28 protein-coding genes are annotated in these 24,520 nt (G+C 47.4%); all 28 read right to left on the reverse strand.

The genetic code is table 11. The features are described from left to right. Nucleotides 1-17: 17 nt before the first annotated feature. A complete protein-coding gene (locus ACI3EW_RS11210) occupies nt 18-878 on the reverse strand; it encodes an LPXTG cell wall anchor domain-containing protein (RefSeq protein WP_405578195.1) in 861 nt (286 codons plus the stop codon). A 39-nt stretch (nt 879-917) separates the two neighbouring features. Beyond that, complete coding sequence (locus ACI3EW_RS11215) at nt 918-2,765, reverse strand: hypothetical protein (protein ID WP_405578198.1); 1,848 nt, start codon at nt 2,763-2,765, stop codon at nt 918-920. 142 nt (nt 2,766-2,907) lie between these two features. Next, nucleotides 2,908-3,969, reverse strand: a complete 1,062-nt coding sequence (locus ACI3EW_RS11220) for an IS30 family transposase (protein ID WP_129879532.1) — start codon at nt 3,967-3,969, stop codon at nt 2,908-2,910. A gap of 270 nt (nt 3,970-4,239) precedes the next feature. Further along, nucleotides 4,240-4,740 carry a hypothetical protein gene (locus tag ACI3EW_RS11225; protein WP_405578201.1) on the reverse strand — a complete coding sequence of 167 codons (501 nt, stop codon included), beginning with the start codon at nt 4,738-4,740 and terminating at the stop codon, nt 4,240-4,242. A gap of 21 nt (nt 4,741-4,761) precedes the next feature. Further along, on the reverse strand, nt 4,762-4,959 hold the full coding sequence (locus tag ACI3EW_RS11230; protein WP_003023288.1) for a helix-turn-helix domain-containing protein: 198 nt from the start codon (nt 4,957-4,959) through the stop codon (nt 4,762-4,764). 464 nt (nt 4,960-5,423) lie between these two features. Next, complete coding sequence (locus tag ACI3EW_RS11235) at nt 5,424-6,833, reverse strand: phage tail tip lysozyme (protein WP_405578206.1); 1,410 nt, start codon at nt 6,831-6,833, stop codon at nt 5,424-5,426. A gap of 78 nt (nt 6,834-6,911) precedes the next feature. After that, nucleotides 6,912-7,394 (reverse strand): phage holin family protein, encoded by a 483-nt coding sequence (locus ACI3EW_RS11240; RefSeq protein ID WP_330377826.1) that lies wholly within the window; start codon nt 7,392-7,394, stop codon nt 6,912-6,914. A 2-nt stretch (nt 7,395-7,396) separates the two neighbouring features. Continuing rightward, nucleotides 7,397-7,576 (reverse strand): hypothetical protein, encoded by a 180-nt coding sequence (locus ACI3EW_RS11245; protein WP_002591286.1) that lies wholly within the window; start codon nt 7,574-7,576, stop codon nt 7,397-7,399. 24 nt (nt 7,577-7,600) lie between these two features. Next, nucleotides 7,601-8,662 (reverse strand): reverse transcriptase domain-containing protein, encoded by a 1,062-nt coding sequence (locus ACI3EW_RS11250; protein WP_405578211.1) that lies wholly within the window; start codon nt 8,660-8,662, stop codon nt 7,601-7,603. Nucleotides 8,663-8,988: 326 nt separating this feature from the next. Further along, nucleotides 8,989-9,345, reverse strand: a complete 357-nt coding sequence (gene avd / locus ACI3EW_RS11255) for a diversity-generating retroelement protein Avd (protein WP_003023311.1) — start codon at nt 9,343-9,345, stop codon at nt 8,989-8,991. Nucleotides 9,346-9,385: 40 nt separating this feature from the next. After that, on the reverse strand, nt 9,386-10,528 hold the full coding sequence (locus ACI3EW_RS11260) for a phage major tropism determinant (RefSeq protein ID WP_405578214.1): 1,143 nt from the start codon (nt 10,526-10,528) through the stop codon (nt 9,386-9,388). Then, nucleotides 10,521-10,958: a hypothetical protein gene (locus ACI3EW_RS11265; protein ID WP_003023317.1), complete on the reverse strand. Its 438-nt coding sequence runs from the start codon at nt 10,956-10,958 to the stop codon at nt 10,521-10,523. Before ACI3EW_RS11265 ends, ACI3EW_RS11260 begins: the two co-directional genes overlap by 8 nt. Before the next feature lie 14 nt (nt 10,959-10,972). After that, complete coding sequence (locus ACI3EW_RS11270) at nt 10,973-12,109, reverse strand: hypothetical protein (protein WP_405578217.1); 1,137 nt, start codon at nt 12,107-12,109, stop codon at nt 10,973-10,975. A 5-nt stretch (nt 12,110-12,114) separates the two neighbouring features. Continuing rightward, the gene (locus ACI3EW_RS11275; protein ID WP_129879522.1) at nt 12,115-13,269 is read right to left on the reverse strand and encodes a siphovirus ReqiPepy6 Gp37-like family protein; all 1,155 of its coding nucleotides are present in this window, start codon (nt 13,267-13,269) and stop codon (nt 12,115-12,117) included. A 4-nt stretch (nt 13,270-13,273) separates the two neighbouring features. Then, nucleotides 13,274-14,161, reverse strand: a complete 888-nt coding sequence (locus ACI3EW_RS11280; RefSeq protein ID WP_003023324.1) for a phage tail family protein — start codon at nt 14,159-14,161, stop codon at nt 13,274-13,276. Nucleotides 14,162-14,164: 3 nt separating this feature from the next. Continuing rightward, nucleotides 14,165-17,248, reverse strand: a complete 3,084-nt coding sequence (locus ACI3EW_RS11285; RefSeq protein WP_405578222.1) for a hypothetical protein — start codon at nt 17,246-17,248, stop codon at nt 14,165-14,167. A gap of 209 nt (nt 17,249-17,457) precedes the next feature. Beyond that, the gene (locus ACI3EW_RS11290; RefSeq protein ID WP_405578225.1) at nt 17,458-17,826 is read right to left on the reverse strand and encodes a hypothetical protein; all 369 of its coding nucleotides are present in this window, start codon (nt 17,824-17,826) and stop codon (nt 17,458-17,460) included. Nucleotides 17,827-17,895: 69 nt separating this feature from the next. Then, entirely contained in the window at nt 17,896-18,459 is a 564-nt protein-coding gene (locus ACI3EW_RS11295) for a major tail protein (RefSeq protein WP_129879514.1), read from the reverse strand. Between the two features lie 7 nt (nt 18,460-18,466). Further along, entirely contained in the window at nt 18,467-18,793 is a 327-nt protein-coding gene (locus tag ACI3EW_RS11300) for a hypothetical protein (RefSeq protein WP_002591274.1), read from the reverse strand. Beyond that, entirely contained in the window at nt 18,790-19,221 is a 432-nt protein-coding gene (locus tag ACI3EW_RS11305) for an HK97-gp10 family putative phage morphogenesis protein (RefSeq protein WP_129879512.1), read from the reverse strand. Before ACI3EW_RS11305 ends, ACI3EW_RS11300 begins: the two co-directional genes overlap by 4 nt. A gap of 2 nt (nt 19,222-19,223) precedes the next feature. Continuing rightward, nucleotides 19,224-19,547 (reverse strand): hypothetical protein, encoded by a 324-nt coding sequence (locus ACI3EW_RS11310; protein WP_009297820.1) that lies wholly within the window; start codon nt 19,545-19,547, stop codon nt 19,224-19,226. Between the two features lie 14 nt (nt 19,548-19,561). Then, nucleotides 19,562-19,789 carry a hypothetical protein gene (locus ACI3EW_RS11315; protein WP_003023341.1) on the reverse strand — a complete coding sequence of 76 codons (228 nt, stop codon included), beginning with the start codon at nt 19,787-19,789 and terminating at the stop codon, nt 19,562-19,564. 13 nt (nt 19,790-19,802) lie between these two features. Further along, nucleotides 19,803-20,381, reverse strand: a complete 579-nt coding sequence (locus tag ACI3EW_RS11320; protein WP_485662990.1) for a hypothetical protein — start codon at nt 20,379-20,381, stop codon at nt 19,803-19,805. Between the two features lie 150 nt (nt 20,382-20,531). After that, nucleotides 20,532-20,882: a phage head-tail connector protein gene (locus tag ACI3EW_RS11325; protein ID WP_003023345.1), complete on the reverse strand. Its 351-nt coding sequence runs from the start codon at nt 20,880-20,882 to the stop codon at nt 20,532-20,534. A gap of 17 nt (nt 20,883-20,899) precedes the next feature. After that, complete coding sequence (locus tag ACI3EW_RS11330) at nt 20,900-21,397, reverse strand: hypothetical protein (RefSeq protein ID WP_216243015.1); 498 nt, start codon at nt 21,395-21,397, stop codon at nt 20,900-20,902. 16 nt (nt 21,398-21,413) lie between these two features. Beyond that, entirely contained in the window at nt 21,414-22,646 is a 1,233-nt protein-coding gene (locus ACI3EW_RS11335) for a phage major capsid protein (RefSeq protein ID WP_405578236.1), read from the reverse strand. Between the two features lie 31 nt (nt 22,647-22,677). Beyond that, a complete protein-coding gene (locus ACI3EW_RS11340) occupies nt 22,678-23,277 on the reverse strand; it encodes an HK97 family phage prohead protease (protein WP_003023355.1) in 600 nt (199 codons plus the stop codon). Then, nucleotides 23,267-24,517: a phage portal protein gene (locus ACI3EW_RS11345; protein WP_055056149.1), complete on the reverse strand. Its 1,251-nt coding sequence runs from the start codon at nt 24,515-24,517 to the stop codon at nt 23,267-23,269. Before ACI3EW_RS11345 ends, ACI3EW_RS11340 begins: the two co-directional genes overlap by 11 nt. Nucleotides 24,518-24,520: the final 3 nt, after the last annotated feature.

Genomic DNA, 24,520 nt, shown 5'->3' on the forward strand with positions numbered 1-24,520 from the left:
GTTTCTCTTTAATTTTTTTATTTTTCTTTACTTCTCTTTTTCATCACAAGACCTGCCGCCAGAAGGATTGCGCCTGCGGAGAGCAGGATCCCTACCGGCCACCACAGCTGTCCTGTCTGGGGAAGCTTCTTTTCGTTCTCCACGGTTGTCTCCGTAGATGTCTCTGTTTCACTCTCTGCCGTACTCTCCTCCACTCTGGTTTCCGACTGTGTCTCCGCATCTGTGATCGTCACCGTCTCGTCAGCCGCTGTTGTGATCGTCGGCTTCTTATTCGGAGTCGGATCCCAGTCGTCATCATCGCTGTCATCATAATAACGGGTCGGAGAGGTCGGATTCGATGGATCCGTCGGGTTTGTGGGTTCGGTCGGATTCGTCGGTTCCGTTGGGTTTGTCGGATTTTCCGGTTCTTCAATGTCACACTTGATATCTGCTTCCGCCGCGGCACCGCCCGCTTCCACGAGAACCGGTGCCGGAATGTAGGTCTTGCCGCCAACGGTCATCGGATCCCCCGTCACAAGGTAGAGAGCCTCTCCATCCGGGAGATTCCGAAAAACCACATGCTTTCCGCTTCCCGTTCCGGTCCGGTAAGGCTGGATCCCCTGCGCCTTCACAAAATTTGTAAGAGTGATCGCAGCCTCTCTGGAACCACCCCCGGAAACATCCGCACCGGATGCCTGAAATTTCTCATTCAGCACATAGACACCCGCCTGTTTTTCTGCAACCCGATAGAGATATACCGTCATTCCGGCCTGTTCTGTTTTTACGTTCAGACTACCCCGCTGTGCCGCGTAGGACGGATTTTGAAATATCAACATCCATACCGCAAGCACGGCAAAAATAAAGCCCAGGATCTTATTCTTTTTCCGAATTCCTGTCATTTTGGATTCCTTCCTTCTACATCGATTTCTGTATCTGATCTACATGCTTCTTTTTCTCTTCCACGCTGCTGCCGCTGTGCCCATAAACAGGAGTCCCAGACCCGTGAACATTCCCCGTCCCATTCCGCCTGTGGACGGAACCTTCTTATCGAGGACATCACCTTCCACGGAGTCATGTTCTCCATCGTTGACCCAGGCTTCGTTAAACAGCTCGTCCCCCTGGATCGCGTCGTCTGTCACGACCGCTTCATAGGTCACTGTAATCGGATTTTCACCCGTCAGATCTTCATAATCGATGATTCCGGTATTAAAGAGTTTTACAAGATCAACCTCAACCCGGAATGCGTTGGAACCACTGGCTGTTACCGTGTAATACCCGGAAGGAACTTCTTTTCCAGCCCTGCCCGCGGTCACACGGAGCGTACCGTCAATAAACTTCAGATACCGGTTCATCTCATCGTGGAAGACCATGGTCTCCACAACAGAATCCGGGATCGCATATTTTTCATCTGCAGAAAGAGTCTGTGTAGAAATCTCATTATCGAAGTTGTCCCCGCTTACGCTTCTCGCTCTTCTTGCACCGGATGCACTGTACACGCGGACTGTCTCCGCACCGGACGCGCTGTATACGCGGACTGTTCCCGCGCCGGACGCACTGTGTACGCGGACTTTGCGAATCTCCCTTGCGGAGTTTGCCGGTGAGGCGTTGGATGCCGTCACAACATAGCGTGCAAGCAGCTTAGGAAGACTGGAGCTCAGTGTAAACCTGATCTTCTTTCCCTGACTTACGGTTCCGATCTCGTCCTCGCCGTCTGCCTTTTTATCGATCGGATAACTTGTCGTCTCATAGATCTCCGCGCCATGAGCCGCCTTGATCTGAAATCCCGTCTCATATTCGCCGGAAGCTACCGAAACGATATGACGATTTTCCGGAAGATTATCGTCTGCGTTCCATCTTGAGCCCTCTGTATCGTCATACCAGCCGTCGATGCGGTGATTGCAGTCGTCGAGGTTCCAACCGGTTCCGACTGCGCAGAAGGTCAGCTTCCGCCCTGCAGTGTTGTAAATATCGTCAGCACCTTTGGCTGCGTGGTTGTTGTAGAGAATCACGCCGTCCGAAAGCTCAGCGGTTCCGTTTTCCCCGTTATAGAGGCCGCCACCGTAGATGGCTGCGTGGTTATTGCAGATGCGGACGCCAGTGCCGATCTTCAAGGTTCCCTCATTGAAAATTCCTGCTCCGGTTGAACCCGTTTGATTTTTACAAACGCTGCCTGCATTTAAAGTCAGTTCTCTCACGTTACGGATTCCGCGATCATGATTCTCTTCAACCTTAAGCGTTGCTCCATTCTCAACAAACAGCTTATACGTATTTAAAATCCCGTTTGATCTATTTTCACAGGCCGATACAATTGCCCCTGCTTTGACTTCAACATCGCCGTACCAATAATCGCTGCCGCTATATACCTGAAGACCTCTTTTCCCATTTCCGTCGAGACTGATCTCAGCTCCTCCCTCAATGGTTCCTTTTCCTCCGACATCCAGCCCATTTCCGGTATTTCTACAGGAAATCAGTTTTGAAGTACCGTCTACAAACAGCTCTTTTACAAAAATTCCCCAGGCGCTACCAATATTCTGATTCGTTGTCACATCAGAATGATCCGTTACGCTCAGTTTTCCGTAATAGCAGCCAATTCCACCACCGTAGTTCGGATTTCCACACCCCGTAATATCGATATGTGAATATTTTTCTACCGTCACGTCTACCGGATTGACCGTCATTCCGTGCCAGTCACAATCAGTGATATTGAGACTGGAATGATCTGAAATTATAATACTCCGGTTTGGCATATCATCATACTCTGAATTGTCTGCTAAAAATGTCAACATTAAAATCGACATTTTTTCATGTTTTTATCGTTTTGCCATTTTGCACAATACGCAGCCTGTTTTATTGTGTATTTTCACTTTTAGGCAGCGCAGTACTAAGGCTGCCACTGCTGCCAGCCTCTCACGCTCCCTGTATCCGTTGTTATGCAAGCTGCTTTACCTCTTCCTTGAATAATTCCCCCGCTGAATGGTAGCCATGTATTTTGCGTGGGTATCCGTTTATCCAGTTCTCTATACTCTCTACCTCTTCCTCTGTCCTGTCGTCAAAATTTGTGCCTTTCGGTATCTTCCGGCGTATCATCTTATTTGTTACCTCATTCGTGCCACGTTCCCAGCTACTATAAGGGTGGCAGTAATATACCTTTGTCCGCTTTTCTCCCTCGTTGATAATAGAACGCTGTAAGCCCTCTGCGTCTGCAAACTCGCTGCCGTTGTCTACCGTGATTGTCTTAAATACCCGCTTAAACATATCAGCGCCCCATTTTCTTTCTAATCTATCCAGTGCCGCTACTACTGCCTCGTCTGTATGGTCTGGCAGTTTAAATATAATCTCGTTTCTGGTTTTCCGCTCTGTCAGTACCAGCAACGTATTTTTCGACTTTCCCCGCTTACCTAAAACGCTGTCCATTTCCCAGTTGCCAAACTCTTCCCGTGTATCTATCTCTTTCGGGCGTTTGTCTATACTCTCTCCTGCTGTCGCCCTTTTCTGTTGCCTCTGTACTTTCTTATAATTTCTCTTCTTATTCTTCTTTACTGGCAAATTCTTATTAGACAGCTTAAGGAAAATGCCCTTATCAATATAGCTGTATAAGGTCGTTACGCATACTGTTACGGAAAAGTCCCCCTCTTTCCCCTGTGCTTTCAATTCTCCCAGTACCGCAGCTGGGCTGTAATCTTCATTTACTATTTTATCCTCTATATAATTAGCGTATGCAATATCGTTTCCTATTTTAAGCTGTGTACCCCTTGCCTTTAAATTTTCCTCTGCTTTCATTTGTGCCTTGTTTGGGCTATAACTTAATGTTTCTGTATAGTCGCTATTTCTGTGCATATATTCCCCTCTCTTAAGCTCATTGTATATAGTGCTGCGGTGTACGCCCAGCTGTTCTGCTATCTCTATCACGCTATGCCCTGCTTTTTTCAATGCCTCAATACTTATACGGTCTGTCCATGTCAGCTGTCGGCTGCCTTTCTTATTCGCCATTTCTGCTACCTCTCTTTCGTTCCTGTTCTTTCCCCATATACGACGAAAAGCCGCAAACTCTTTTACAAGTCTGCGGCTTATGCCTTTACCTATTTACAACACTTTTTACAAGCGGTGTATTTCTTCTTTGCTTGGCTTAGCGGTATGCTCTTTGGGTTTTTCATTCCCGAACAGTTAGGCTTACTATGGTATTTTTTGTTGCTACGGTCTACATATACTGTAGTTTCTCCCGTATGCTGGCTTACGCTGGGCGTTGCGTCCTCGATTACGTCAAGCTCTATATTGCACCCGAACGTCTGTACCCCCCCCAGAAATTTCCAGTATTTCTGCGGTGTAGCGGGCTTTCGGGTACTTTCTCGCTAAGTCCCCCGCCAGCTCTGCCGATAGATTGCCTATTACCTTATCGCCCCACTTTACGTATGCGGCAGGCTCTCCGTTGTATGTATACTTTTCTACTGTAATATCTTCACTGCCGGACATTCTGCTTAAAATATCCTGCCTGTTTTCTCCGTCCTCATTATTGAACGTCACGCCTACTACTTTCGTTCTGATTGTATCTAAAACTCTACCACCAGATGCAGCGGCAGGCGCAGGCGTTCTGTTTTCGCTCTCTTTTCCTGCGCTTTTCTTTTTCAGTCCAAAATAGGTGCATACTGCCGCAACCACAATGCAGCCCACCCCACCTGTTATATTTCCAGACGGCAGCGCTGTTAAACCGCTTACTGCAAATAATGCAGCCGCTGCCACTAAAATTACCTTTTTCTTTGTCATAGTAAGCCCTCGCTTTCGTATCTACTTCAATTCTAAAATTTCATCAGCAGAGGCGTTAAGCTCTCTGCATATTTTCGCAAACATTTCTATTGTCGGTGCGTGCGCCCCATTCTCCCACCTGCTTATATCTTTCTGGTGGACTTGCAGGCGTTCCGCAAGTTCTGACTGTGAAACGCCCGCCGCTTTTCGTGCTTTCCTTATGTTCTCGCCTAAGTTCATGCCTTACCTCTCTTTTTCTTTGCTCTCAAAACGAAAGCAATAAGCAGCTTTACCAGTCCTACTACTACTAAAAATACTCCTAATTTCAAAAGCATACTCTTTACTCGGCTGTGGGTTTGTGATATATTTTTTATAGGTGGCGGGCTTATCGCCCGCCTGTCGGTTAGGGCTTTCGCCCTAACCTATGTACTTACCGATTATGATAAGTATTATGCCTATGATTAAGTCTATCAATGCGTTGATTGTCAGGTCTCGCCATTCGATAGGCTTTTTCTTTTGTTTCTTTTTCTTACCCATTGTGCCGTTTCTCCTTTCCAGTGGCTTTGCCTCTTATTTGTTCTTATCTCCTTTCCATGATTTTATTATATACCAACTTTGGTATATTGTCAACGCTTTTATGCAGAAAATCCTATAAAATTGTAAAAAAATAGAGGGCAGACAGCAAACCGCCCGCCCTCAAAAACTTAAGCTAATCTTGTGGCATAATCTAAGCTAATCCAACCTGCGCCACTCTTCAAGCGTCCCCAGCCAGCGCTTGCGCCCTGTCCGGCTTTCACTTCCACAATGGTAAATACTCCCTTTCCTGTTTTTTCTCCCGTCTTTGCATAGTTTGTGCCTGCTCCCGTTCTGATATTAAGGTCTAAAATATCCACCTGTACGCTAAACGGAACGCCTGCGCTTGCCTGCTGCCCCGCTGCGGTATATACCGCCTTGCCGTTATCATCATATACAGTATAGCCCGCCTTACAAGCACTCTTTGCATTTTCCAGCGACGTAAACGCCCCCAGCTGGCTTGCTGCGTCCGTCCAGCTCTTGCGCACTCTGTAATACTTTGTACCGTTTCCTGCTGCATACTTTTTATAGTATCCCTCGCCGTACTCTGCACGCTTTTTCTTTACTGTTTCGCTCTGGTCTGCTGGCTTTTCATATCCAGTAAGAACGGCATCAGATGCAGCACGCACGCTGGCCGCCTTTTTCAGTGCGTCCATTACTGCTGTGTATCCCTGCAATTCTTCCCATAAAAAGCCCAGCTGCATATTAAGGTCTGCAATGGATACGCCCGCCTGTTTTGCATGATTAAGCAGCGCCTGCTTTCTGCTCCAATACGTCCACTGCGCCAGCCCATAGCCTGCACTGTCCTTTACAAAATTGCCATAACTGCCATTATCCACCGCCGCTGTATATTCTGCGTCCGTCTTACCCAGCTTATTGTTATAGGTGTTCTGTAAGTTGTTCGGCATAAGCCCGCTTTCAGCATACAGATTACCCATAATACCAGCCACGGCATAAGCATTTAAGCCCTTGCCTGTAAGAAAATTCCAGATTATTTTTTCATTGCCGCCCTGCGGTGTTTCTGCCTGTCCGCTGATTTTACGCTTAAACTCGTCCCATGTGTGGGCGCTGGCGTTATATACATACGGGTTAGGGCAAATCTTGCCCGTTACGTCGTAATGTCTGATTACATGAGATGCAGGCACGCCGTATTTATTCATAAGGTAACGGGTAAGCTCTGCCGCTGCCTCTACTGTTGCGTCCTCAAAATACCAGTCTTTATCTGTTGCGCCCATGCTCTTTGTGTTTTTCTTCCTTACGCACATTTCAATACCGATACTATTAGCGTTCCGGCACTCTGCGTGCTTATAGCTCGACGCTCCGCAATGCCACGCTATATTAGCGTCCTCTACGCACTGCCATACCTCGCCGTTAAATCCTACAAAGTAATGCGCCGACGCATTTCTATTGCCGCCGCCATAATAGCGGCAGTTATCCTCTGCGCCGCCCAGTGCGCCTACGTAATGGATAACAATATACTTAATTCTGGAAATGCTGCCCTTGTTGAAATTGTACCCGCTTATCATTCTGTTAATTTTCATGTTTCCCGCCTTTCCGCATACAAAATAAGCGCCTGCGGTGTCCCGCAAGCGCTCTTTGCTGCTATGTCCTTATTATCCTTATCTTTCCTGTGTCCTGTGTTCCTCTACGCTGCCTGTGGTGCTGTCCCCGTCCAGTTCGTCTGTGTCCGGCAGCTCGTCCGTATACTTTGCCAAAAACTCCCGTACCTTTTCCCATACCTTTTTTACGGGCAACCCACATAATGCCATATTCTTAAAAATACTCACTACCTCATAGGCAATGTAAAGCAATGCGAAAAATTCAGCCACGCCCACGGTGTCAAGCCCTAAATATGTACGTGCCTGCTCCGGTATAAATCCGATTAAGTTAATCTTAATCAGTACGTCGATTGCCAGCATGAATACCAGAGAAATAAGCATACCTACTTTTCTGATAGCCCCGTCAATTCCTGCGCAGCTGTTAAATTTCTTTTCTTTGATTGCACGCAGCACGCCAAAAACCGTGTCGCACACAATCGCCAATACTACCAGCTGGATAATTTTGTTATGTGCCGCCGCCTCAATAAATTCTGTAATAGTCATGTTCATAAATCCTGCCTTTCTCTTAATTGCAAATTTTCTGCCCGCTCTTTCAGCTCTGCGCCGTCGTAGCCCGCTGTCTGCTCCCAGCTTTCCAGAGTGGCTATTAAATCAGCAATAAGCCTGCTTTGCTTTTCTATGGTTTCCTGTTGTTCCTGTACCACCCTTAATAAATTGCTACTCATGTACTCGCTCCTGCATTTTGCCGCTTAAGCAGCCTTTTCTATGGCTGCCTCTGCCAGCGTTTCTATTTTCTTTCGTAGGTTATAGCTGTCGGCGTGTCCTGCGTGTCCCGTCCAGCTCTGTATACTCTTTTGTAACTGTTCTTTTGTGATTTTCCCGCTCTCGCACTTCTTGATAGTACGCTTTATACGCTTTATGCTGTCCTTTCGTACTTTCCTGTGCGTCGCCCTGTGTTTGTAGCCTACAAAGTCTATACCGTTCTTTGCTGCCAGTATGGTAGTTTTCGGGTTAAACTCTAACTTAAGCTCTTTCCGTAAGAATTGCTCTATCCGTGCAAGCCAGCTGCGCAGCTGTTCCTTGTCTGGGCTTAATATTACAAAGTCGTCCATATAGCGTATGTACGCCTCTACGCCCAGCTCATGCTTAATAAACTGGTCTAATGCGTCCAGATAGATATTTGCAAATAACTGACTGGTAAGGTTTCCCACTGGTATCCCTACGCCGTCCGGCATATTGCCGTTGTGGTCTATTATCCTGTCCAGCAATGCCAGTACCCCAGCGTCTTTTATAACCTTACGTATTTCAGTCTTTAATACCGCATGGTCTATGCTCTGGAAATAGTGGTGTATATCTGCCTTGATAGCATAAAGTGGCTGGTCTGGGTGGTATTTGTTCCACTCATACAGCCACTCTTTTAGCGTATCAGATGCAGCGTGCATACCTTTACCTTTCCGGCAGGCGTAAGACTGCGATATAAACCGCTTATCAAATATAGGCTCTAACACGTTGTTTATGGCGTGCTGTACCACCCTGTCATAGAACGGCAGTGCCATTATCTGCCGCTCTTTCGGTTCGTACACCTTAAAGTAATGGTATTCGCTCGGCTCATAGGCAAGGTTTAGAATATCTTCCCGCACCTTGTCTAAATTTTCCTCTTTGTCTTTCGTAAAAATCAGTACGTCTTTTCTGTGGCGCTTACACTTTCTGGCTTTGTTATATGCTTTCTGTACGTTTCCGTAGTCGCCCATAGCCTCTAAAAGCGTAATGTGCCGCCCGTCCTTATCGGTAATGTATCCTACTCTCTTCAAGTATTAAGCTCCTGCCTTTCGCCGTAGCTACTAACCAGCAGCCGTATTTTTTCTCTTTGCCTCACGGCGGGACAGCCGCTCTGACTATAGGATATTAAACACTCGGTCTTATCCCTTTCTAAGTCCTTGCCAGTATTCCGTAGAACTCTGTGCCTGTAATGTTCTCACTAAGTCACACGCCCCACGAGCGCCAACGTGCGCAAGGACACCCCACGGGTAATTGCTGCAATACACGGCACGAGCGCCGCAATTCGCCCCATTGACCCAGTCGCCGCCCGCTACCAGCGCCGCCAGAGGCTGTAAGTAAGCAGCTGCCCCATATCCTGCTATTTTCTGGTCTTTACCTCTTCTATCATTTCGCCCAGCATAACGCCTATTTCTTTCAGCTTGCGGCAGCTCTCGCCGTAGTGCCGTGCGTTCATGGCGCTATATTCCAAATCATGCGCCAGCCGCAGCAATTCTTTACTTTCCTGCAATGCCGTATCTACCGTGTATAAGTGGCTTTTCGTCGCCGTCTTATCCCACTTTATAACCTCTTGCAGCATTTCAAGAATTGCGTTTCTGGTCGCCGTCTGTAAACTGAATTTTTCAAACTTTGGATACTTTGCAAGTAAAGGATAGATATATAGCAGAAAATCGTATATTTTCTGGTGTATAATATCTGTTTTTGTCTGTATGTCCATGCCTTACCCCCGTTTATCCGGCTGGGCTTTCGCCCGCCGTCTACAGAGAGTCACACGCCCCACGAGCGCCAACGATCGCATCGACATCCCACGGGTAACTGCTGCAACTCACGGCACGAGCGCCGCAACGCGCCCCATCGTACCAGTAGCCGCCCGCCAGCAGCGCCGCCAGAGAATATGCGTAATACTGGTAAATGTTACCAACGTCGTAAGACTTCTCGCCTGTATTCAATGGGCTTTTCTTGTCCCAGCCCCACGCTACGCTTGCGTGGTAGTCTGCATTTGTTGCGTGTTCCGCTCTTGTAATAAGCTCGTCCAGCCATTCCCATACACGCCCCACGGCATCTACAACGCCCACGGAAGAAACGGCATTTACTACGCTGCCCGTTACGCCTCTGCCTGTATTGCTGGTGGCGCTCCATGCGTTTGTATTTGCGTTATCCAGTCCGGCAGGGCTGCCAAAAGCATAAGCGCAAAACTCCGCATAGTTCGGCAGGCGCTTACCGCTCTTTGCCAGACGTTCTACAAAGTTGTACCAGTTCATGTTTTCTGTACCCGTCATAGGTGCGCAGCCGTACTCTGATTTTAAGCCCTTTGCTCCGTCGTCAGAATTAAGGTAAATATCTACCCATGTGCCGCCGCCTAAATATACCATACCCTCTGGGCTGCATTTCGGGCGGTGTCCCAGTGTCCATACAGAACGTGGTACAATGCCGTTGCTTACTGCACTTTCCCAGCCAGTGCCAAAAATAACACTGCTGCCATTAAGCGGCTGTAAATTTCTGTCCACCTTGCGGCAGCGTCCATAATGAAAGCCGCCGATTTTACGGCTGTTTGTAGCGTTCCAGCCTGTCGGGTATGTAGAGTTAAGGGAAATTACGTATTTCTCGTCTGCGCTGTCAATTCTGCTGTCGCAGATATATACGTAATAGTCCTTACCTACCGCAAAAGTGCTGCCTGCGTCCAGATTAGCAGCCGTAAGAATGGTATTTGCTGTCTTGAAAATTCCAGCGCCACCCACGGCAATTACGCAGCCCTCTACTACGGTCAGCTCATTTGCTCCGCTGGCGTAAATGTACTCGTTGCTCGGTGCTACAATATCGCTGATTGTAGCCATTTTATTTACATTCAAAAGCGCCCTTGCGTCTGTCTTTGTAACGTCGTCCACTAATAATCTACTCATACTGCTTTAATACTCCTTTCAGTGCTGCAATGTCGTCTGTTGTCATTCCTGCCACGGTGTCTGTGCGTTCCAGCGCAATTACCGTGCAGCCCGCTTTTACTGCTTTGGAAAGCGTGAGGGCTGTTCTGTCGTTTCCTGCCTCTCCTGCTGCCGCTGCCTCGTCAGTCTGGATATGTGTTACTCCCTGCACCGTGCCGGATACGCTGCCCGCTACAAACTTCATGCCTACTGCTGCCTCGTCGCAGTAATATACCGTAACCGCCTTTTTCTCTTCCTCTACAGCTGCTACGCCGCACTCAATATAGCGCTGGTTCTCTGCGCTCTCGATTTTTGCCAGCAAGTCTGCTGCTGCCAGTTCTCCGCTTGCTACCATAGCAAGGCAGTTGTAATAATCCTCTTTTGTCTTTAATACCTTTGGAAACCCTTTCATAGTCTGCCGCCTTTCTAAAATGTATTTGCAAGATAGGAATTACCCACGTAGGTATCCCCTAATACTGCCGTTTCTTCTGTTCTTTCGTAATGCTGGCTCATATATGCTGCACCCATGTAGCACAATCCCAGTACAGCGTCATGCTTATAGTCAATGCCCCAGCCGCTTTCTACCCTCTTAAGCCGCTCGTCCAGCGCTGCTATTGCCTCTTTGGTTTCTTTCGTGCCTGCCTCTGCCTGCTCTTTCACTTCCTGCATGGCTGCTGCCAGCTCTTCAATTTGCAGTTGCAGGCTGCCTGCTATGTCCCCGCCCAGCTTGTCCTTGATGCTCTCAAACCATGTGTTAAATTCGTTTTCAGCGTCCGACTGGAATAGCTTAATTTTTGCCATAAAGTCTGTATAGGCGCTTAAAAGCTCATTGTCCCAGTTATCAAGTGTACTTTCAAAACTGCTGTATCTTTCGTTAAACTGGCTCTCATACTGCGCAAATAAACCCTCTGTCTTGCTTACGTAGCTGTCATATACACCCGCAATCTCTGTAAGGTACTTTTCCATACTCTGCTTATATGCGCTGAACTCGTCCAGCACGGCTGCGCTGTAGGTGTTGAAAAAGTCCGTAAACTGCTTTGTAAGCACGCTTGCGTCTATCTCTTCCACCGTTCCCGTCACAATTCCACAGACTGCGCTATTAAACCGCTGGTCTGTGATATTCTGCGTCTGTATCCTTGTTACGCCCTTGCCTACGTAAATATCTGCAAGTGCAAGCTCCCATATTTCCGTAGTGCGGGTTACTGCCGTTGCTGTCGGCTTTGCAGACGGTGTGCCTTTCAGCACCGCAATATACATATCTCTTTGCGGCAAATCCCAGCGAACTACTACCCTGTCCACCCTGTTAAGCGCTCCCTCTGCCGTATCCAGTGTTACGCTAAGCGTTGCAGGATTTCTAAAGGCGTAGCCGTTTATAAAGGCATAGCCTGCATTTACTCTTATTTCCATGCCGCTGTAAGCTACCACCTGTAGCCCGTCGCTCGGCTTTGGAAAAATGCCGTTTGCAATGAAAGTAGCAAAGTACCACGCCCAATCCTCGGCTTTATATACCCTGTCGTACTCTCCGTCTACTGCCACGGCATTAAACGGTAAGCTGTTTGCCATTTCTGCTACCTCACTTTCCTAATCTGGTCTACCAGCGTCGGCAGGCTGTCGCCAAAAGTCGCCTCTATGGTTTCCTCGCCTTTCTGGTATGTTTCTGTTACTTCTGTAATACGTGCATCTATCTGTATGCCCCACTTGGTTTCTTTGCAAGTAATACGGTCGCCTAAATCAAAATCAGCCTTAAATTTCAAGTTTGAATTTGTATTTATGGTACTTACAAAATTTATGTTCTTGCCGTAGTTTTCCAGCTCTGCGCTGCCTCTCGTTTTCAGCATTGCAATATAGGTATTCAACGGTATTGTTACCTCTGTTTCCCCTTGCTGGTACTTTCTGGCAATGTCCGTAGCGTCGCAGAATACCTCTACCAAATCCAGCCCCGTTGCGCCCTCGCCGTCCACTGTGGTTACTGGCTGGCTGCCGTCGTCGTCAGCTGCTCCCTGCACATAAATAAAGTTGCCGCAGTTCTCTATACTGGCTGTATATTCCTGCTCATTGACATTATCAAAATCTCTTGAAAATATGCAGGGCGTGTTACCCTCGGTATTTGTGGCTGTAAGGTCATTGCCCTTATACAGATAAAAGCCAAACAGTCCCTCTCTTTCGTTAAGCAGAATGTCATAGCCCAGCTTTCCAGCCTGCGCCCTTGCCTTTACTTCCTGCCCCAGTTGTGCGTATACCTCGTTTGCATATTCAACCGCCACGCCGTCTATGGTTTCCTGCGCCAGAAATGTAAACAATGGAAAACGTCGCTTTGTTCCTGCTGCGCTGCCGCAGTTGTTTTTTACCATAAGGTTTATAAGGTACTGGTTTGTACCTGTTGCCACAATCTGCGGATAAATGCAGCGCTTATTAAGCCACCAGCTAAGCATATAGCCCTGTGCCTCTAACTGCTCTAAGCCGTTCTCGTCTTTGGTAATGTGTACGTAGGTTATCTGCGCTGCCCTGCGCCATACGCCGCCGTCAGCGGTCTTTACTTCCTTTTTCCCGTCGTGCTTGGTTATTAAATTGCCCTCTACCAGCAAACGGCTGTTATTGTCCGTAATCGGCGCAAGCAGGCTAAAAGTTCCTACGTCAAAATACTTTGTATGCCATAGTAGGCTTGCCAGCTCGTCTATAGCTCCCAGCGGCTGCACCGTCTTATCGAATACTCTAAGCTCCATACCGTCACACTCCTAAAAATTCCTTGCTGTAGAATATGGATACTTCCAGAGAATTTACCCCGCTGGCTGCATCATACCTAAACATATTGTCGCCTATGGCAAGCTGCATAAATGTACTGTCTACATCAATGTAGCGGAAATAGTCGGTTTCTACGCCGTCCCTTATCAGCTTAGCGCCCTTGCTGCCGTACTTCGTGTTAATCTCTATCACGTCGCCCGTTTTCATGGTGGCGTTAATCTGTATAAATTCCTCGGTATCCACATTAAGCAGTATCGGGTTTGAAACTGTCCCCAGTGCTGTAAACCTTATCCTCATTCCTGTTGATACGTCGCCCTCGTTGTAGCAGTCCACTATTACGCTTTCTGCCCGGTATCCGTATATCATGCTCTTTGTGCTGTCCTTTTCGATAACGCAAGGAAAATGCCACGCAGCCACCCAGCTTGCTATATCCTCTTTTGTTTCTTCCTCTTCCCGCCAGAACGGGTTAAGGCACTCTATTTGTAAATCAAACTCATAAAGTACCTCTTTCTTTAGTATCTTAGGCTCTCCATACGCCCTGCAATCAATCACACGCTTAAAGCCGCCATACTCATACACCAGCGTAGCGCTAAGCTCTGGGTTGAATATCTTAAGCATACGGCGGCGCAGTTCCAATGCCTGCGCCTTGTCCCGTGTGTTGATATGCCCCACTACGTCTATGTCCCTTGCCTCGATACGCTGCCCTACGTAAGTGTCGCCGTGCTGTCCCATACTGTTTGTGCTGTAAATGACGCTCGTAACGCCGGAAATACCCTCTACGTCTTTACTTATGTTGCAATGGTATACGCTGTCTACTCCCAGCTCTAACCGCTCGCCCCTTGAATTTATGTAAGTCAGTTTTTCATTTTCCATGTGTTACACCGTCCTTGCTATCATTCTGAACTGTCGGGCTGCCTCTTTCTGCTGCTTTGCGTAGTCCGTAGTATTCGCATAAATATACTGATTGACGACTACGCCGCCTGCTGCACTGCCGCCACCTCTCGGCTTTGGCTTTTTGTCGTCATAATCGTATGTAAACTCTTTGCCTACATTTACCTTTGCGCCTACGTCGAACTCCTGCGGTACGCTGTCCTCAATCATTTTCTTAACGCCGCCGATTTCATCAGAAAAGCCAACGCCGATACCCTGCGCCAGATATACGCCGATTTCGTCACGCATCAGCTTAGACGGGCTGTTAATTCCAAATAATCCCTTAAGGAAGTCGGTAACATTACCTACCCAGCCGCTTATTTTGTCCTTTATCCACTGCGTAGCTCCATGTATGCCGTTCCAGATGCCCTCTACCATGTTCTTACCGAACCCAGCGAACGTACTACCAATATCCTTAAATACGTCGGTTATGCCAGTAATTACATTTTTCATGCCCTCTACGGCTTTGTTCTTTACTTCTGTACCCCATGTAGCCACTTTGGAAATTGCGCCAGAAATGCTGTTGTATATCTTCTCTGGTATTTCCTTTACGATAGTAACAATGCCTGTTACCATTGTGTTCATTACCTCTTTGGCTTTCGTAAGCATATTTGTACCCCACGTAGCCACTTTGGTAACTGCTCCTACTATGCTGTTCCAGATTTTCTGCGGTACTTCTTTCACGATAGTAACAATGCCTGTTACCATTGTGTTCATTACCTCTTTGGCTTTCGTAAGCATATTTGCGCCCCACGTAGCCACTCTGGTAACTGCTCCTACTATGCTGTTCCAGATTTTCTGCGGTACTTCTTTCACGATAGTAACAATGCCTGTTACCATTGTGTTCATTACCTCTTTGGCTTTCGTAAGCATATTTGCGCCCCACGTAGCCACTCTGATAACTGCTCCTACTATGCTGTTCCAGATTTTAGCAGGCGTTTCTTTCACAATCGTTACAATGTTCGTAAGCATGGTGTTCATTACTTCTTTGGCTTTGGTCTGCATATTTGCACCCCATGTAGCCACTCTGGTAACTGCGCTTACTATACTGTTCCAGATTTTCTGCGGCAGCTCCTTAACAATATCTATAACTTTCGTTACAAAATCTGTTATAACCGTGTCGCCTTTTTCCTGCATATTTGCGCCCCACTCTGCTATTTTCTCAACGCCCGCAGCGATTGCCTGCGGTATCAGAGTAGGCAGCTCTTTTATCTTGTTTATGATTGTCGTTACCAGCTTGCCTGCTGCCGTCAAAATCTTAGGCAGCCCTGTAATTAGTCCTGTTACAATGGCTGCGATAATCTGCGGCATGGCTGCGATTAAAAGCGGTATTGCATCTATGATGCCGTCAATCAGCGCAACTATAATATCGCCCGCACTTTCGATAATAAGCGGTATGCCCTCAATCAGCGCATTTATGATAGCCGTTATGATTTCCGGCAGTGCCTCAATCAGTACGGGCAACGCTGCTACCAGCCCCTGTGCCAGCCCTGTAATAAGCTGTAAGGCTGCTGTAATCAGCAGCGGTATATTTTCTATCAGCATGGTTACAATATTCGTAACCACCGTTACGATTGTCGGCAGCAATGTAGGCAGCGCCTGTGCGATACCTTGCGCAAGGCTTATGAGTATCTGCATACCCGCCTCTAAAATCTGCGGCAGTAACTGTATCAGCATAGTTGCAATGCTGGTTACTACGTTTGTTATGGTCGGCAATAACGTAGGCAGCGCCGTTATAATGCCCTGCGCCAGTGCCTGCATAATAGAGGGTGCGCTTTCCAGCACTGCCCCCGCTATATTCGTTATCACTTCCAATATCTGCGGTATCATTTGTGAAATATTGCTGATTATTCCAGTAACGCCCTGCTTTATCTTCTCGCCTGCGTCGTCCTGTCCCGCCATAAGGTCGCTTAGTCCGTCCATAATCATTGTGATAGACGGCAGCATTTCGCCAGTGATACTGTTCTTTACGCCGCTAAACGTCCATTGCAAGCGGCTTAAGCTGTCCTCAAACGCTGCGCTTGCTGCTACTGCCTCGTCCGACATTATCATGCCGTATTCTTCTGTTTCGTCCATAAGCTGCTTAATTCCGTCTGCGCCAGAATTAAGCAACGGTAAAAGCTCGGCTGCACTTTTTCCAAAAATATCCTGTGCGGCTGCATTTCGCTGTGTTTCATCTTCCATGCCCGCCAGTGCGTCTATGCTCTCTAAAAGCACCTGCTCCGTGCTTTTTATACTTCCGTCTGTATTTTTCAGCGATACACCGATAGCCTCAAAACTCGCCCCTGCACCTTTCGCTCCCTCTGCTGTTTTCCCCAGCTCTGTAGTAATATTCTTAACGCCTTTGGTTAAGTCGCTTACGCTGCTGCCGCTCCTTTCGCAAGCATAGCTTAACTGCTGGTATAGGCTTGCGCTTATCTGCATTTTCTGGCTTTCCTTGTCTATCTGGTCGCCCGCAGATGCCGTATCACTTGCCATATCGTAAAGTGCCTTGCCTGCTGCTACGGCTGCCGTGCCGATTGCCGCCACCGCTGCTGCCGTTGCTGTCGCAACCTTTTTTACAACCTCTGTAAAGCCGCTGAATTTGCTTGTTGCCTCTTTCGCCTGTTTTCCGCTGTCCTCTACCTCGTTTCCCATTCCGTCTGCGGCTTTTTCTGCCTTGTCCAGCTCTGTAGTGGTCTTTCCTAACTCTGTTTCTGTATTCGCAAGGGCTGTTTTCTGGTAATTAAGCTGCGTTTCCAGCTTTTTACTCGCCTCGCTGTTCTCTCCTGTAGCCTCTTTGCACTTTGCAAGGGCTTTTTCCGTTTCCTCTACCTTTTTCTTTTGTTCGTCGTAAGTTTTGCGTAATACTTCCTGCTTGGCTTTCAGCGCCTCTGCACTGCTCGCATTGCTCTTATACTCTGCCGTTACAAGTTTCATTTCAGAGTTAAGCAGCTTAAGGGTGCTGTTAATCTCTTTGCAGGCTGCTTTATACTGTGCCTCGCCGTCAAAACTAAGTTTGGTTTTAATATTGTCTGTTTTATCAGCCATGATTTACAATCCCCCTAACGCTATGTCTATGTCGTCCATACCCTCTGCTGCCTGTGCTGGTGCGCTGCTGCTTTCCTGTCCGAAAATGTGCGGGTTATACTCCTTGTGATAGCCGAATAGCTTAATAATCTGGTAAGGTGTCTTTTTCCACGCCTCGCTTTCCGTGTAATGCAGCATAGCCATTGCTATATAAAGCAGCCGTGCGGTGTCTATTCGTCCTGCACGGCTACTCTGTTTCCCTCTGCTGTTGTGTCTGCCTCTCCGTCTGCTGCCTCTTTCTCTTCCCCGCCGTTTGTGGAATATGCAAAAGCAGAGAAAATAGCGTCTTTAATTTGCGGCAGATTGCCGATATGAATTAACTTACCTACCTGCTGCTCTGTAAGCGGTGTTTCTCCCTCTTCCATGCCCTCGTTGATAATGAGGGTAAGCAACCAGCGTAAATCTTTAATCATAGTCGGGTTACTCTGGTCAAAAGCCTTGTCCAGCTTGTCATATCCCCCAAATCTGTCCTGCATCTCGTCCAGTGCATTAAGGGAAAACAGTAAATAATAGGTTTTGCCGTTCAGTTCTACGGGCATGCGTCCGTCTTTAATTGCGCTCATGCTATAAATTAAGGCGCAGCCTGCGCTGCGCCTCTCTCCTTTCTCTTATATTGTCTGCATTGCCGCTCCCGGTTCGGGTACGGCTGTAAACCATGTCTTAGCCGCCTTGCTGTCCTCTGTTCCCACAAAGTCTGCTTTCCAGCGGTTATCTTTCTTTCTGGCTGTAAAATCTGCCTCAATATCCGGCGTATTAAACTTAATGCTCTCGCCCTTAGTTTCGTACTTTTCAGACGGCACTTTGAATTTTGCCTTAAGCAGCCATACGTAGCGGTATTTGCCGCCCGTTTTCTTTGCTCTGAACCCTACAGCAACATACGGCGGCTCGTCCTCTTTTCCAGCCCATACTACGCTGTTCTCGTCCACTTCCTGCCCCAGCAGCTCTGCCAGCACTTCCGGCGTAAGGTCTTTAATTCCCAACTTAAGCGTGCCGCTTGCAAACTCCGTGACGCTCTCGCTTAACGTATCGTCTGCATATAAACTGCCGTCTGCGGTCTTTACGGATAAATCGGCGGTCATAGCCTCTGCCATTTTCTTAGGCGTTCCGTAACTTTCTACGCCGTCTGCCTCTGTGCATACGGCATAATATAAATCTTTCAGTCCCAGTGTCATTGTTTAATCACTCCTCTTTCAAAATCTCGACTGTGATAGGCACTAACCAGTACCCCGTTTCTGTTTCGTAGCTTTCTGCATCTATGCTGTTGATATAAACGCCTGCTGCTTTCAATACCTCTTTTGTCTTATCAAGCTGCGCCTCAAAATCGCCCTTATGGAAAAGCGTAACTCTATACATTTCCCTGCGTTCTTTCTCTTCGTCGTCTGCATTTACCGCAGGCGTACCCAGCAGCCGCAAAAATGTATAGTATGCGTCCGGCTTATCCCGTCCAGTGTATACGCCCCTCTGGGCTGGCAGCCCTGCACTTTCTAAAATCTCCTGTATGCTCATTTGCCCGTTTCACTCTCCCATATACTGCGCTGCGCCTCTACTACCTTTTCGTGCGCCTTGGCGTTTGCAGTTGTCATATACGGGCGTGCCTGTTGGCTGCTTGTCCCGTATTCTGCCACAAAGCCGATTGTTGCATAGCGCACTTTGCTTTTATCGCCTTTCCTGTCGTTTCCATGCCCTGCCCGTCCCTGCGGGTATATCTCTACGTATTTCTCCGTATCGTCGCCCTTTACGTCCGTGGCTTTTATGGAATTGATAAAACCGCCCGTTTCGTTCAGTCCCATTGCCTGTGCCTCTGCTTTCTGTGCCTCTATCAGCACATCTGCGCCAGCCTTAAGCATTTTCGGTACTGCCTCAACCGTGGCGGTTTCTCTCCTGCCGAAAGCGTCTATAATATCTTCCAGCCCAACTGTATTAAATTCTCCCATGCTTACACCTCGTTTCTGTGGCGTAAATCTGTAAGCGTAAGCTCTATGGTGTCTGTCCCTGTATCGTAGGTCTTAAGCACAAAATAGCGCCGCCCGTTTACTTCTACTACGTCCTCGCCGCCATAATCTGCCTTATGTACCTCGTACTTTGCCTCTACCAGCTTTCCTGTCTGCTGGCTCTTAAAATATTCACTGTACCCTACTGATTTTTTATTACAGAATACAGTGCGGGCGCTTTCTTCCGGCTTTACTGCAAAGCCGTTTTTATTTACCCTGTTTTCTCCGCTTACCTCGCTTATTAGCGTTATCTCGTCTATCCAGTCCATTTTTTACCACTCCTTTAGGTGTCCGTTTCGGACACATAGCCCAAATAGACGCTACCGCAATAACAGTTACCCAGATATGCAGCGTCGGTTTTATGCTCTAAAGCATCTATGCGCCCGTCCAGCGTTTCCATATTGTCGTAGACTTCTGAAAACGTATCATTTACAGCCTGCATATTGCTGTTTTCTCTGGCTGTTATCTCTGATACCAGCGCCTTTAAGCTGGCAAGGCTAAACCACCTCATACCAGCACCTCACTTACGCAAACATGGCTTTTACTTCCTGCTGCGTAATCTCTGTAAAGTCTGCCTCTGTAAGTGCAGTAAGTCCTTTGGTTACTGTAAATTTTCCTGTCTTGTTGTCATACGCAAGCCCCGTTACTACATTGCCTGCCCCCGTAGACGCTACGCTTAAGTCGTCCAGCTGGATAAGCCCCGCTACTGCTGCATTGATTGCCTTAGTAACGTCTGCGGTCTTGGCGTATGCTGTCAGCGCATTTGCAATGGCTGTCGTTACTTCTGTGGTCTTGGCATAGCTGCTTAAGTCTACTTTCCAGTCGCCTACCTTTTCCAGCTTTCCGTCAATTACCATGTACTCACTGTAAAGGTTTCCTGCCTCTCCGTCGGTATTCTTTACCATGTAGATTTTCTTTTCTGCACCGTCTGCCGCTACGTTAATATCTGCCGTACTGTCTACCATTACACGGCTTAAGTGGTCTGTTCCAGCAATCGCCGTGGAAATAGCGCTTGCTATCTCCGTTGCTGTCATTCCGTCTGTGATGCCGTAACCCGCAAGCGTGGTGGCTGCATTTGCCTTGCCGTTTATAAGTTTTTTCAAATCGTCTGCCAGATTTTCTACCGCTACCTTATCAAGCCCCCCCCAGCGCTCCTATGGCGCTTTTCTCTGCGTAGCGGTCTTTAATTTCCGCTACCAGATAAGACAGCGTATTATAAGTTACTCTTTTAATCGCCATTCTGTCTGTTTCTCCTATCCGAATAAGTTCTTGATATCTTCCTCGTTTACCTCGTCGTCTGTACTGTCCGGCGTTTCGCCGCCTGTGTATTCACTGGATAGGCTTAAATGAGTTTTCAAGCACTCGTAAGACTTCCAAAACTGCTCTGATTTATCAGAATAGCCAAACTCTGCCTTGCAGTATAAGGTAATTGCCCTAATAATCAGTGCGTCTGTTTCATCCAGTTTCTTTACGCCTACGTCCTGCAAATCCATTTTGCAGGCGGCTATACAGTCGTTTATTTCCTCTGTGATTTTCTCACTGGTGCTGCTTATACGCAGCGCCGCCCGCATCTTCTCGGTTAATGTTGTGGTATCTGCTGCCATAGCCTGCACCCTCTTTCTTACTCTGTCATTACTACTGCTACGCCTGCCTCTTCCAGAACTGCTGCACGCTCTCTGCTTACTGTGTAAATATCCCCCGTATCCTTAATCTGGTTTAATTCCTTGTCAAGAAAACGGCGCTTTGCTTTCACTTTTACCAGCCCTGCTGCTTTCTTTTCTTCCTCGGCTTTGGCTACTGCCTCTGCCGCTGCCTTTTCCTCTTCGGCTTTGGCTGCCGCCTCTGCCGCTGCCTTTTCCTCTTCGGCTTTGGCTGCCGCCTCTGCCGCTGCCTTTTCCTCTTCGGCTTTGGCTGCCGCCTCTGCCGCTGCCTCGGCTGCTACTTTTTTATCCTCTTCCGTAAGCTCGCTGTCGTCTGGTATGTCTACCTCGACGGCTGCGCAGCGTGCAGCAATTTCTTTCTTTGTTCCCTCTGCATCTACGCCCAGCTGCTTTGCCAGTTCCTGCAAATCTGCTTTATTATAGCTTTCCAACTGCTTTACGTCTAAATGTCCTTTCATTGCCTGCCTCGCTTTCTTACACTGCTGTTACGCCCTTTTTAACTAAGATAATGCCCGCAGCGTCAGCTACTTTGCCGTCCACAACCATTAAGCACTTATTCTTAATCTTGTTGTTGTCGTGGTCTGTCCACTTCACTACCTGCATTTCCATGTTGGTATTGATAACGTAATCGGATAAATTCATAAATACTGCGATTACGTCGCCCTCGTTTGCGTCGTCCCAGCTCGGTAAAACGTCGTCCTCTACTGTTTCTACATTCTTACCCATGAAACGGTATGTTTCCTCTCCGTTTACGCCGTAGTTTGTGCGTCCGATAGGCTGCCCGTTCTTATCTTCCATACCGTCAATGCCAGTATCAAAAGTGGACTGGTTCATAACAAAACTGCCGTTTCTGTACGCCTTTTTCATTTTTCCTTTTACCTTGTGCCAGCCGTTCCAGCTTGCGTACTCTTCCGGTGTCAGAGTAATTACAGCTGTTACCCTGCTGTCTTTCAGAACGCCCAGCGGCTGCCCCTCGCCTGTACCGTTGAAAATAGCAATTTCAATAGCCTTTACCATTGCCTCTGTTGCCATAGGTACAAACAAATCAGTAAACATTTTCAGCGTTACTACATTCGCTAAAATGCTCTGGGAAATTTTGCACTCCAAACCGTAATAATTGAATGTTACGGAATTTTTAGCAGATGCTTTCTGGTCGTCGCTGCTCTTTTCCTCTGTAATCCAGTGCGCAGTAGGCTTTAAGTCTGCAATCGGAATGGAAACGCCGCCCTGTACGTTAATCTTGCGCACCTTTGCATAAATGCTGCCGTAGCTTTCCAGTTTCTGAATGATTTCATTCATAATAGTTGTCGGAATTACAGCGCCACTGTCTGCTGTGGTGGTGGTTTCAGCTGCTCTGTACTCTGCCGGAATAGCAACGCCTCTGCATACATAATTCATAAACGCTTTTCTGTATGCCATAGTGTCGTATTTGTCCTCTGGTTCTCCTGCTCCTGCGCCGCCTGCTCCCTTGAAATTTCTAAGCAGCGTGGTATCTGCTCCCGCTCCACCTGTCGGCTCTCCTGCTGCAATTCTTTCAAGCAGCTTTTTGCGTTTCTCTGCCGCTGCCAGTAAAGCGGTGCGCTCTTCCTGCAAGTCTGTTACCTCTGTTTCCAGTTTTGTAATTTCCTCGTCTGTAAGCTCCGCCGCTCTGGTGTTAAGCTCTTCTTTGATTTCGGCTAATCTTGCCTCAATTTCCTTTAATCTCATAGTCTGTGTTCTCCTTTTTTGTTTTTGGTTTTTATAAGCTCGCCTTAATCTTTAGTATTGCTGCCCGCCTCTTAAGCAACTCCTGCCGCTCTCGCTCGTAACTCCTACTCGCAAAAGCACGGGCGCTTATTTCAGTATCGTTATTTGCCGGAATGCTCACGGCTGATACATCATAAACCTTTTTGATTTTCAAAATTGTTCTTGTATGTGTTTCTCTGTCGTAACTTTCCTCTGCCACTGTAAACGCCCATGACATTTTAGTAATCATTCCTGCGCTTATGTCCTGATACAGCCCACGGGCTAAGTCTGTCCGGCTTAAGTCTGCTGCCACAAAAAGCCCCTTTACGTCCGGCTCTAAAATCAGCGTATTATTTGACTGTCTGGCAAATACTCTGCCTTCATGGTCGTACTGCATGATAACGTCGCTCATGTCTGCGCTGTCTAATGCGTGTGCGTCTATTCTTTCGTAAATCTTTGTGCCGTCCTCAAACTCATATAAAAGGTATGGCGCATTAAATGTAGTAGCGTAGCCCTCTACGTAGCACTCCGACTGTAAACGCTTTTCGCCGGAACTCTGCGCAGCCAGAGGCGCTACCAGCGTTCTATATTCCCGCTCTTTCTTAACTGGCATTATTTACACCCTCTTTCTCTTCCTGTCCGTTCTGCGGCTCTTCTCCTGCTGCTGGTTCTGTCTGCTGCGGTACTTGCTGTATGATAACTGACTGCTCACTTCCTTTGTGCAGCTCGCTTACCTCTGTATATTCCTTTCGGATATAATACTTTTCCCCGTCCTCAACGTGTGCCATGTTCCATATATCCATTACGCCGTTTCTGTTCAGTAGCGCACGGTCGAAAAGCTGTGTACTTACGCTTAACTTTGTGGCGTTGCTGGCGTATTGTAGGCGGTTTGCAGAAAAGAAAATAGCATTGCCGCAGGCTCTTTCTCTCTCTGTAAAGCTCATATTTGTCATAACAAGCGATAGCTGTATTGCAAACGGTTCTATTTTCCCCTCGTAGTAAGCGTTCCACGTATTTTCATCAAATTTATTTTGCAGAATATCCATATTTGTACCAAAATGCGTACATACATTTTCCTGTATGTGCTGCATCTGCAATGCGTTTGGTGTATATGGTTTGCTTTCTACCTGTTTCAGCTCACTAAACTTGTTATCATAAATAATCATGCCGCTATCGTTGTCGGCGCTTAAGTTATCCTCTGTAAAGCGTTTCCGCTCTTTCTTTATATCCTCTGGTTTCAGCATATTTGCCACCTTTGCCAGAAAACGGATATTTGCAGAATTTTTTACAGCGTTTATAATTCCCTCATTCTGCGTATGTATCAGCTGCATAGTTGGTGCAAGCGTGCTGTTGTCCTCTCCGAAAAGGTCGTCTTTATATTCAAAGTCTGTCATAATGCCTACACGCTCAAACTCAATAGCTCCATAGCTGCCATTTGCAAACAGATACCGTAAATATAACTGCCCCTCACTCTCTACCACCTCGCAGCGTTCAGCCCGCAGCGGATACCAGCCACACAAGCGCCCGTATTCATCCTCGATAGGTATAATAAAAGCGGTGTGTTCCACCGCTACATACGTTGCCAGACGCTTTATAAATTTTGTTGTATCCATGAAGTAGTTGGGTTTATGCTGCAATGTCTTTTCCAGCGACTTAAGGGCGCTGCCCTCTATCTCCGGCTTTAGCTTGCTGCAATGTGTGGCAAAATTATTTATAGCCGTTCTGGTTAAATCCATTTCATACACGCCGCCGCTAAAGCTGGTAAACGTCGGGCTGTATCCGTTCAGCATTTTGAAATAATTACCTATGGCTTTTAATTCTTTGCCATGAAAAAGATAGTCTAAAAATTTCATGCC

The sequence above is a fragment of the Pilosibacter rotomagensis genome, assembly GCF_045062245.2.
Lineage (GTDB): Bacteria > Bacillota > Clostridia > Lachnospirales > Lachnospiraceae > Pilosibacter.

Excerpts from the sequence above, each read along its gene's own strand:
- ACI3EW_RS11260 (WP_405578214.1), bottom strand. The coding sequence starts at position 10,528 with ATGAGTAGATTATTAGTGGACGACGTTACAAAGACAGACGCAAGGGCG.
- ACI3EW_RS11310 (WP_009297820.1), bottom strand. The coding sequence starts at position 19,547 with ATGGACTGGATAGACGAGATAACGCTAATAAGCGAGGTAAGCGGAGAA.
- ACI3EW_RS11305 (WP_129879512.1), bottom strand. The coding sequence starts at position 19,221 with ATGGGAGAATTTAATACAGTTGGGCTGGAAGATATTATAGACGCTTTC.
- ACI3EW_RS11225 (WP_405578201.1), bottom strand. The coding sequence starts at position 4,740 with ATGACAAAGAAAAAGGTAATTTTAGTGGCAGCGGCTGCATTATTTGCA.
- ACI3EW_RS11295 (WP_129879514.1), bottom strand. The coding sequence starts at position 18,459 with ATGACACTGGGACTGAAAGATTTATATTATGCCGTATGCACAGAGGCA.
- ACI3EW_RS11230 (WP_003023288.1), bottom strand. The coding sequence starts at position 4,959 with ATGAACTTAGGCGAGAACATAAGGAAAGCACGAAAAGCGGCGGGCGTT.
- ACI3EW_RS11240 (WP_330377826.1), bottom strand. The coding sequence starts at position 7,394 with ATGACTATTACAGAATTTATTGAGGCGGCGGCACATAACAAAATTATC.
- ACI3EW_RS11340 (WP_003023355.1), bottom strand. The coding sequence starts at position 23,277 with ATGCCAGTTAAGAAAGAGCGGGAATATAGAACGCTGGTAGCGCCTCTG.
- ACI3EW_RS11235 (WP_405578206.1), bottom strand. The coding sequence starts at position 6,833 with ATGAAAATTAACAGAATGATAAGCGGGTACAATTTCAACAAGGGCAGC.
- ACI3EW_RS11330 (WP_216243015.1), bottom strand. The coding sequence starts at position 21,397 with ATGAAAGGACATTTAGACGTAAAGCAGTTGGAAAGCTATAATAAAGCA.
- ACI3EW_RS11220 (WP_129879532.1), bottom strand. The coding sequence starts at position 3,969 with ATGGCGAATAAGAAAGGCAGCCGACAGCTGACATGGACAGACCGTATA.
- ACI3EW_RS11315 (WP_003023341.1), bottom strand. The coding sequence starts at position 19,789 with ATGAGGTGGTTTAGCCTTGCCAGCTTAAAGGCGCTGGTATCAGAGATA.
- ACI3EW_RS11280 (WP_003023324.1), bottom strand. The coding sequence starts at position 14,161 with ATGGAAAATGAAAAACTGACTTACATAAATTCAAGGGGCGAGCGGTTA.
- ACI3EW_RS11210 (WP_405578195.1), bottom strand. The coding sequence starts at position 878 with ATGACAGGAATTCGGAAAAAGAATAAGATCCTGGGCTTTATTTTTGCC.
- ACI3EW_RS11325 (WP_003023345.1), bottom strand. The coding sequence starts at position 20,882 with ATGGCAGCAGATACCACAACATTAACCGAGAAGATGCGGGCGGCGCTG.
- avd (WP_003023311.1), bottom strand. The coding sequence starts at position 9,345 with ATGGACATACAGACAAAAACAGATATTATACACCAGAAAATATACGAT.
- ACI3EW_RS11345 (WP_055056149.1), bottom strand. The coding sequence starts at position 24,517 with ATGAAATTTTTAGACTATCTTTTTCATGGCAAAGAATTAAAAGCCATA.
- ACI3EW_RS11285 (WP_405578222.1), bottom strand. The coding sequence starts at position 17,248 with ATGGCTGATAAAACAGACAATATTAAAACCAAACTTAGTTTTGACGGC.
- ACI3EW_RS11275 (WP_129879522.1), bottom strand. The coding sequence starts at position 13,269 with ATGGAGCTTAGAGTATTCGATAAGACGGTGCAGCCGCTGGGAGCTATA.
- ACI3EW_RS11335 (WP_405578236.1), bottom strand. The coding sequence starts at position 22,646 with ATGAGATTAAAGGAAATTGAGGCAAGATTAGCCGAAATCAAAGAAGAG.
- ACI3EW_RS11300 (WP_002591274.1), bottom strand. The coding sequence starts at position 18,793 with ATGAGCATACAGGAGATTTTAGAAAGTGCAGGGCTGCCAGCCCAGAGG.
- ACI3EW_RS11265 (WP_003023317.1), bottom strand. The coding sequence starts at position 10,958 with ATGAAAGGGTTTCCAAAGGTATTAAAGACAAAAGAGGATTATTACAAC.
- ACI3EW_RS11270 (WP_405578217.1), bottom strand. The coding sequence starts at position 12,109 with ATGGCAAACAGCTTACCGTTTAATGCCGTGGCAGTAGACGGAGAGTAC.
- ACI3EW_RS11290 (WP_405578225.1), bottom strand. The coding sequence starts at position 17,826 with ATGCCCGTAGAACTGAACGGCAAAACCTATTATTTACTGTTTTCCCTT.
- ACI3EW_RS11215 (WP_405578198.1), bottom strand. The coding sequence starts at position 2,765 with ATGTTGACATTTTTAGCAGACAATTCAGAGTATGATGATATGCCAAAC.
- ACI3EW_RS11245 (WP_002591286.1), bottom strand. The coding sequence starts at position 7,576 with ATGAGTAGCAATTTATTAAGGGTGGTACAGGAACAACAGGAAACCATA.